At 47.7% G+C, this 3768-nt stretch carries 2 protein-coding genes; both read left to right on the forward strand.

The window, feature by feature from the left end; all coding sequences use genetic code 11:
* Positions 1-73: 73 nt before the first annotated feature.
* Complete coding sequence (locus B7X71_RS13515; protein ID WP_293601012.1) at positions 74-2965, forward strand: valine--tRNA ligase; 2892 nt, start codon at positions 74-76, stop codon at positions 2963-2965.
* A gap of 28 nt (positions 2966-2993) precedes the next feature.
* Positions 2994-3768, forward strand: a 775-nt coding sequence (gene galU, locus B7X71_RS13520) for a UTP--glucose-1-phosphate uridylyltransferase GalU (protein WP_293601013.1), incomplete at its 3' end; no start/stop codon positions are given.

Raw genomic sequence — 3768 nt, forward strand, 5'->3', positions numbered from 1 at the left:
CTGCCTCGCGTTGTTCTGGATTAAGGTTTGCGAGCAAGTCTGAGTACATCGCCCCAATTATAATTTGCCTCTTATGCCAAATGCTTCGAATACCCCTAATTCACCAGCGGCCAGTTCCTTAGATGAACTAGCCAAATCCTATGAACCTGCCCCAATTGAAGCTTATTGGGGTCCGGAATGGGAACGCCGAGGCATTGCCGACGCCACCCTAGATGAGGGCAAGGGAGATTTCTCGATTCAATTGCCGCCACCAAATGTGACAGGCACCCTCCACATGGGTCATGCCTTCAATCAAACCATCATGGATGGCTTGGTACGTCATGCCCGCATGTCTGGCAAAAATACTTTATGGGTTCCCGGTACAGATCACGCAGGCATCGCCACACAAATCGTCGTTGAACGCCAACTCGATGCACAGAAAGTTTCTCGCCACGATTTAGGTCGTGAGAAATTCTTAGAAAAAGTTTGGGAATGGAAAGAAACTTCCGGCAACACCATCACTCGCCAAATTCGTCGCCTAGGCGCTTCGATTGATTGGGGAAAAGAATATTTCACAATGGACAGCAAGATGTCCAAAGCGGTGGTTGAAGTGTTTGTTCGTTTGCATGAGCAAGGCTTAATTTACCGCGGCAAACGTTTAGTGAACTGGGATCCAGTTTTAGGAACAGCAGTATCGGATTTAGAAGTGGTGAGCGAAGAAGAAGATGGCTCGATGTGGCACATCCGCTATCCATTAGCAGATGGCTCAGGACACCTGACTGTTGCTACTACTCGCCCAGAGACCCTATTGGGCGACGTTGCCGTCATGGTCAATCCAGAAGATGAGCGCTACAAACATCTCATTGGTCAGTCGGTAAAACTGCCACTATGCAATCGCGAGATCCCGATCATTGCGGATGACTATGTGGATTTGGCTTTTGGTACTGGCGTAGTGAAAGTGACTCCTGCACACGACTTTAATGACTACGCTGTTGGGCAACGCCATCAATTACCGCTTATCAACATCCTCACACTCGATGCCAAGATTAATGAGAATGCACCCGTTGCTTATCAAGGTCTTGAGCGTTTTGCTGCACGCAAACAAATCGTTGCTGATTTAGATGCTGCTGGTTTATTAGAAAAAGTACAACCGCATAAATTGATGGTGCCACGTGGCGATCGCACTCAAACCATTATTGAGCCTATGCTCACTGACCAATGGTTTGTGGCAATGTCTAAACCAAGTCCAGACAATCAATATCAACCAGGCTCATCTATCGCTGGCGCAGCATTAGATGCAGTCACTAAAGGTGACATCAAGCTCGTTCCTGAAAACTGGATCAATACCTATACCCAGTGGCTAGAGAACATTCAAGACTGGTGCATCTCACGTCAACTCTGGTGGGGCCATCAAATCCCCGCTTGGTATGGCGATGATGGCCAGATCTTTGTTGCTCGCTCTGAAGAAGAAGCCAAGGTCAAAGCTGTTGCGGCAGGCTATACCGGGCAACTCAACCGCGACCCTGATGTCTTAGATACCTGGTTTAGCTCCGCGCTAGTGCCCTTTAGCTCATTAGGCTGGCCAGAGGAAACGCCTGCTCTCAAGCATTTCTTACCTTCATCTCTTTTGGTCACCGGCTTTGACATCATCTTCTTCTGGGTGGCCAGAATGGTCATGATGACTTGTCATTTCACTGGCAAGGTACCGTTTAATACAGTGTACGTTCATGGCCTAGTTCGTGATGCCGAAGGTCAAAAGATGAGTAAGTCCAAAGGAAATACTTTGGATCCAATCGACCTCATTGACGGCATCAAGATTGAAGACTTGGTCGCTAAGCGCACCACCGGCTTGATGAACCCCAAACAAGCTGAAAGCATAGGTAAGAAAACTAAGAAAGAATTTCCGGAAGGTATTCCTGCGTTTGGTACGGATGCCCTACGCTTTACATTCGCTTCACTCGCCTCACTTGGTCGCAATATTAACTTTGACCAAAAACGCTGCGAGGGTTATCGCAATTTCTGTAACAAGCTTTGGAATGCCACTCGCTTTGTGCTCATGAATTGCCCTGGCGATGAACAAGAAAATGGTTTTGCTCCTTGTGACAACCAATGCGGCCCAGAAGGGCAATTAGACTTCTCTCCCGCAGATCGCTGGATTGTTTCTTTACTTCAGAGAACGGAAGCTGATGTTGCCAAGGGCTTCCAGAACTATCGCTTTGACAATATTGCTGGCAGCATTTACCAGTTTGTTTGGGATGAGTATTGCGATTGGTACTTAGAGCTAGCCAAGGTTCAATTGCAGACTGGGACACCGGCACAGCAACGCGCTACTCGTCGCACTTTGCTTCGCGTTTTAGAAACTATCTTGCGTATGGCGCACCCACTCATTCCATTCATTACTGAAACCCTTTGGCAAACCGTTGGGCCTAAGGTTGGCAAGGAGTTGACCAAGCAAGACAAGCAAACGATTGCATTACAGCCATACCCTGTTGCTCAGCTCGATAAGATTGATGAGCAAAGCGAAGCTTGGGTAGCCCAGATTAAATCGATTGTGGATGCTTGCCGCAATTTACGTGGTGAGATGCAAGTCTCTCCTGCGCTCAAGGTGCCCCTCTGGATTAGTGGCCCACAAGACTTCTTGAAACAGGCGAGCCCTTACTTAACTGCCTTGGCTAAATTATCTGAAGTCAAAATCTATGATGACGAGTCTGCACTCGAGAAGGATGCTCCTGGCGCTCCAATGGCCTTAGTGGGTAATCTCAAACTACTACTCAAAATTGAAGTAGATGTTGCAGCCGAGAGAATTCGTCTGAGCAAAGAAATTGAGCGCCTAGCAAATGAGATTACCAAGGCACGCGGCAAGCTTGGTAACGAAAGTTTTGTAGCGCGAGCACCAGAAGAGGTAGTTGCCCAAGAAAAGCAACGTCTTGCTGGATTTGAGCAAAACCATGAGAAGCTTGTTGCACAATTAGAGCGACTGAAATAAAGCAGCAATACAACTGATCGGAATTTCTATGCCATTAAGCACTAAAGCCGTTACCAAAGCCGTCTTCCCTGTTGCGGGCCTTGGCACACGCTTCTTGCCAGCTACCAAAGCCAGTCCGAAAGAGATGCTGAATGTCGTGGATAAACCCCTCATTCAGTATGCGGTTGAAGAAGCCATTGCTGCCGGCATTACTGAAATGATTTTTGTTACTGGCCGCAGTAAGCGCGCCATCGAAGATCACTTTGATAAAGCGTATGAATTGGAAGCCGAACTCGAAGCCAAAAATAAGCAGGCTCTATTAGAGATTGTTCGTAGCGTTAAACCAAGTCATGTGGATTGCGTGTATGTTCGTCAACCAGAAGCGCTAGGTTTGGGGCACGCAGTTCTGTGCGCAGAAAAGCTGGTGCGAGATGAGCCATTTGCCATCATTCTTGCGGATGACTTGCTCGATGGCCAGCCACCAGTTCTAAAGCAGATGCTTAAAGTGTTTGATGAGCAAAATGGCTCAGTCTTAGCGGTAGAAAAAATCGACCCTTCCAAAAGTAGCTCTTACGGCATTATTTCCGGGGCAGAAGTATCCAAAGGAATCCATCGTTTAAATGGAATTGTGGAGAAGCCACAACCCAAAGATGCGCCATCCAACTTAGCGGTGGTGGGTCGTTATGTACTGTCTTCAGACATCTTTAATCACATTCGCAATCTCAAACCCGGCGCTGGCGGTGAAATCCAACTCACCGATGCGATTGCCTCACTACTCAAAGAAGAGCCAGTCTTCGCTTATGAATACGATGGTGTGCGCTATG

The organism is Polynucleobacter sp. 39-46-10, assembly GCF_002282275.1.